This window comes from Streptomyces palmae (assembly GCF_004684805.1).
GTDB classification, from domain to species: domain Bacteria; phylum Actinomycetota; class Actinomycetes; order Streptomycetales; family Streptomycetaceae; genus Streptomyces; species Streptomyces palmae.
Genome location: NZ_SRID01000463.1, coordinates 1 through 4,738 on the forward strand (window position 1 = coordinate 1; position 4,738 = coordinate 4,738).

General features: G+C 74.1%; 6 protein-coding genes. 4 read left to right on the forward strand and 2 right to left on the reverse strand.

The annotated features are described in order from the left end of the window. On the reverse strand, window positions 1–1,260 hold a 1,260-nt coding region (locus tag E4099_RS29145; protein WP_135342116.1), incomplete at its 3' end, for an MFS transporter. Between the two features lie 109 nt (window positions 1,261–1,369). Further along, a complete protein-coding gene (locus E4099_RS29150; RefSeq protein ID WP_135342120.1) occupies window positions 1,370–1,708 on the reverse strand; it encodes an ArsR/SmtB family transcription factor in 339 nt (112 codons plus the stop codon). 235 nt (window positions 1,709–1,943) lie between these two features. On the opposite strand from E4099_RS29150, the gene E4099_RS29155 reads away from it, so the two are divergent. From E4099_RS29155 to E4099_RS29170, 4 genes are all read left to right on the forward strand, one after another. Next, entirely contained in the window at window positions 1,944–2,282 is a 339-nt protein-coding gene (locus E4099_RS29155) for a helix-turn-helix transcriptional regulator (protein WP_135342117.1), read from the forward strand. Beyond that, window positions 2,279–4,012 carry a SulP family inorganic anion transporter gene (locus E4099_RS29160; protein WP_135342118.1) on the forward strand — a complete coding sequence of 578 codons (1,734 nt, stop codon included), beginning with the start codon at window positions 2,279–2,281 and terminating at the stop codon, window positions 4,010–4,012. The genes E4099_RS29155 and E4099_RS29160 overlap by 4 nt, the downstream gene beginning before the upstream one ends. Continuing rightward, window positions 4,009–4,440, forward strand: coding sequence for a pyridoxamine 5'-phosphate oxidase family protein (locus E4099_RS29165; RefSeq protein ID WP_245245288.1), 432 nt, complete (start codon window positions 4,009–4,011; stop codon window positions 4,438–4,440). The genes E4099_RS29160 and E4099_RS29165 overlap by 4 nt, the downstream gene beginning before the upstream one ends. Beyond that, the coding region (locus tag E4099_RS29170; RefSeq protein ID WP_135342119.1) for an ATP-binding protein at window positions 4,437–4,738 on the forward strand (302 nt) is incomplete at its 3' end. The genes E4099_RS29165 and E4099_RS29170, both read left to right, overlap by 4 nt.

The following is a 4,738-nucleotide window of genomic DNA, read 5'->3' on the forward strand; positions in this document are numbered from 1 at the left end:
GGCGAGGTGGGGGTGGCCGGCGGGCAGGTCGGTGTGGAGGTGGTCCAGCCGGGCGGGGTCGCGGGCCGGCCATGCCGCCGTCGCCGCGATGGCGGCGGCCAGGGCGACGGCGCCGAGCACCGCGGCGGTGAGGGGGATCCCGGAACCCGCGGCGAGCCATCCGGCCAGAGGGTAGGTCAGCAGCCAGCAGCTGTGGGACAGGGAGAACCGGGCGGCGAACGCGGCGGGGAGGTCCGCGTCGGCGGCCGATCGGCGGACGACCCGTCCGCCGGGCGTCAGCACGGCGGAGGAGGCGGCCCCGACCAGTGCCCAGACCGCGAGCAGCGCGCCCCAGGACCAGCTGCTCGCGGCGGTCGCGGTCAGCACGGCGGCGGCCGCCAGGACGGCGGGCAGGGCGAATCCGGCGGCCAGCATGAGAGCGCGGTCGCCGGCCGTGGTCAGGACGCGGGGCAGGGCGAGGGCGGTGAGCATCGAGCCGGCTCCGAAGGCGCCGAGTGCCAGGGAGACCGCGCCGGCCGGCTGGTGGAAGTGGTCCCGGACGATGACCACGGTGTCGACGTAGACGATCGCCCCGGCGGCGGCCACGGCGAGGTCGAGCGCGAGCAGGGCCCGCAGGCGCGGGGTGGCCCACAGCAGCCGCGTGCCGCGGACGGCCCTGGCGCGGGCGTCGCCGGTGGGTTCCACCGGGACCGGCTTGGGCAGAACGGCCGAGAGCACCAGTGAGGCGGAGGCGAGGAAGCCGGCGGTGGTGCCCACGAACAACCAGCCGTAGGTGACCTGGGTGAGCAGGGCGGCGGCGAGCAGGGGGCTGAACAGGCTCTCCAGGTCGTAGGCGAGCCGGGACATCGACAGCGCCCGTGTGTACTCGCGTTCGCCGGGGAGCACCTGGGGGATGGTGGCCTGGAAGGTCGGGGTGAAGACCGCGGAGGCCGCCTGGAGCAGGAAGACCATCAGGTAGACCTGCCAGACGTGGGTCACCAGCGGCAGGGCGAGCGCCACCCCGGCCCGGGTCACGTCCATCGCCGCCATCAGCACCCGCCGTGGAATCCGCCCGGCGAGCGCGCCCGCCACCGGGGCGATGGCCACATAGGCGGCGATCTTGATCGCCAGCGCGGTGCCGAGCACCGTCGAGGCGTTCTCCCCGGCCAGGTCGTACGCCAGCAGCGAGAGCGCCACCGTGGCCAGGCCGGTCCCCACCAGGGCGACGACCTGGGCGAGGAACAGATGGCGAAAGGTGCGGTTGCCCAGAACAGTCGACATGGCTCCGTCCCGGTCGATTGGGGGTGACCCGTCCATCGTAATCATCACGTGCGCATACGCGCACCTGTTGTGGGCGATTCGGTGGGGTGCCGGTCGACGGGCCCTGGGGTCAGTCGTGCGGGGGGAGTGAGCCGAGTTGGTGGTCGGCGACGTTCAGTGCCTCGTCGACCAGGCGCCGCAGATGCCCGTGGCGCAGCGAGTACACCACACGCCGCCCCTCCCTGCGGGTGGCCACCAGGCCGGCCAGGCGCAGCTTCGCCAGGTGCTGGCTGACCGAGGTGCGTGATGCCCCGGTGGACTCGGTCAGGGTGGTCACATCGGCCTCGCCCCGGCCGAGCCGCTCCATCAGCGCGAGTCGGGTGCGGTCGGAGAGCAGGCTCAGCACGGCCGCGGCGGCGTCCAGCCGTTCGCCGCCGCGCCGCTGTTGCGGCTGGTGTGCATCTGCCATCTTCTCGCCGGCGCCCATCCCGGCATCCTATCCGGCCGACGTGCGCGCTTGCGCATGTGTGAGTGGTCGGCGTGACTCCTTCGATGTCCGTCGGGCAGGCGCGAGGGGGTTATGGTGGGTTAGTGAATTGCAGAGTTCTGCAATTCACTATATTCGGATGTCGGTCCGTCCCACGTCGGCGCGGCGACGCCGCGAGGCGGGGCGGCCGGACCAGGAGAAGGGTTGGAGGGGCGGAGTGCCGGTTCCGCTGTATCAGGCCAAGGCCGACCTCTTCCGGATGCTCGGGCACCCGGGCCGCATCCGGGCACTGGAGCCGCTGCAGGGCGGACCCCTGCCGGTGCGGGAACCGCTGACGGCGATCGAGGTGGAGCCCTCGGCGCTGTCGCAGCAGCCGGCGGTGGTGCGGCGGTCGGGGATCGTCACCTCCGCCCGGGACGGCTCGACCGTGGTGTACGAGCCGGCCGGGGGCGATGTGTCGCAGCTGCGGGCGGCGTCCCGGCGGATCCTGACCGAGGTGCTCGCCGATCGGACCGGCCTGCTCGACGCCCTGCGGGAGAACGGGGCCGCCTCGTGAGCACGCTCCTGCCGCGGTGCGCGCGCCGGGTCCGGGCCGTGCTGCCGACCCGCGCCGACTACGCCGCGATGGCCCGAGCCCCGCGCCGGGACCTGCTGGCCGGGCTGACGGTCGCGATCGTCGCCCTGCCCCTGGCGCTCGGCTTCGGCGTCTCCTCCGGGCTGGGCGCGGAGGCCGGACTGGCCACCGCGGTGGTGGCCGGCGCGGTGGCGGCCCTTCTGGGCGGCTCCAACCTCCAGGTGTCCGGGCCGACCGGGGCGATGACCGTCGTGCTGGTGCCCATCGTCGCCCAGTACGGGCCGGGCGGGGTGCTGGCGGTCGGGCTGATGGCCGGCGTCCTGCTGATCGGCCTGGCGCTGTTGAAGGCAGGCCGGTACATGGCGTACGTGCCCGCCCCGGTGGTGGAGGGCTTCACCCTCGGCATCGCCTGCGTCATCGGCCTCCAGCAGGTCCCGAACGCGCTCGGGGTGGACAAGCCGGAGGGCGAGAAGGTCCTGGCGGTCGCCTGGCGGTCGGTGGTCGCGTTCGCCCAGAGCCCGAACTGGACCGCGCTCGGCCTCTCGCTCGGGGTGGCGGCGGTGATGCTGGTCGGGGCCCGGTGGCGGCCGACGATCCCGTTCTCGATCGTCGCGGTGATCGCGGCCACCCTCCTGGCACAGGCCCTCCACCTGAGCGGAGCCGCGCCCATCGGCACGCTGCCGTCCGGGCTGCCCGCGCCCTCGCTGGCCTTCCTCGACCTGTCGGTGCTGGGTTCGCTGATCTCCCCGGCGGTGGCGGTGGCGGCGCTGGCCGCGCTGGAGTCGCTGCTGTCGGCGACCGTCGCGGACGGCATGACGGTCGGCCAGAAGCACGACCCGGACCGGGAGCTGTTCGGGCAGGGGGTGGCGAACCTGGCCGCTCCGCTGTTCGGCGGGGTCCCGGCGACCGCGGCGATAGCCCGGACCGCCGTCAACGTCCGCACCGGCGCCTCCTCCCGGCTCGCGGCCCTGACCCACGCCGTGGTCCTCGCGGTGATCGTCTTCGCCGCCGCCCCGCTGGTCGCGAAGATCCCGCTGGCCGCCTTGGCCGGCGTGCTGCTGGCGACCGCGATCCGCATGGTGGAGGTCGGCTCGCTGCGGGCCATGGCCCGCGCGACCCGGTCCGACGCGCTCGTCCTGGTGCTGACCGCCGCGGCCACCCTGGTCCTGGACCTGGTCTACGCGGTGATCATCGGCCTGCTGGTGGCCGGGGCGCTGGCGCTGCGCGCGGTCGCCCGGCAGGCCCGTATCGACCAGGTCGACTTCCGGCCCGACCTGCCCGGGGAACACGGCGAGGAGGAGCACGCCCTGCTCGCCGAGCACATCGTCGCGTACCGCATCGACGGCCCGGTCTTCTTCGCCGGCGCACACCGCTTCCTGCTGGAACTGTCGGAGGTGGCCGACGTCCGGGTGGTGATCCTGCGCATGTCCCGGATCACCACCATGGACGCCACCGGCGCCCTGGTGCTCAAGGACGCCGTCGAGAAGCTGCGCCGGCGGGGGATCACCGTACTGGCCTCCGGGATCAGGTCCGGCCAGCGCCGGGTCCTCGACTCCGTCGGCGCCCTGGACCTGCTGCGGGCGGACGGCCGGGAGTACGCCACCACCCCCGAGGCGATCACCGCCGCCCGCGGGCTCCTCGAACAGGCCGGAGTCCTCCCCGGCCACCACCACTCGCCCCGTCCGCACCGCGTCGAGAAGGTTGGCCTATGACCGCCCCCGCCGAACGGATCATGCTGGAGATCTCCGGCACCGAGGCCCTGTGGCTCCTCGAAGGGGCCGGGACGGGCCGCCTGGTCCACCTCCGGCGCGAGCAGGCGATGGTCCGCCCCGCCTGCCACACCCTGGACCACGGCCGGCTGATCGTCCGCGCCCCGGTCCAGCCCCTGACCGTCCTGTCGCGTACGGCACTGACCTACCACTGCGAGGACGTCCAGCACCCGGCCGGTGTCGGCTGGACGGTCACCGCCCACGGCCCGGCCGCCCCCATCACCGACCCCGACGAGGCCGCCCACTACAGAAGGACCCTGCTCGGCTGGGCCCACGGCCCCCACGACACCCTGCTGCGCCTGACCCCGCAGTCGATCACCGGGTTCCGGCTGGTCCGGCCTCGCAACGCGACGACCGAGGGACCGCGATGACCACCGTCACGCAGGTGGAGAGCCTGCCCTACCGGCATGTGCTGACCGTCCCGGCCATGGGGTCGGCGGTGCGGATGGTGCGGGAGACCGCCGAACTCGTCCTGATCGAGTGCGGCGTCCGCCTCGGGCACCCGGCGGTCGGACCGGCGCTGCTGGCCCTGTCGGAGCTGGTCACCAACGCCGTCCGGCACGCCGCCGAGACCTCGCCGATGATCACGGTGATCTTCGCGCACGGTCCCGGCACGCTGGCCTTCGCCGTCCACGACCAGCACCCCTACCAGCCCGCCCCCTACCAGGC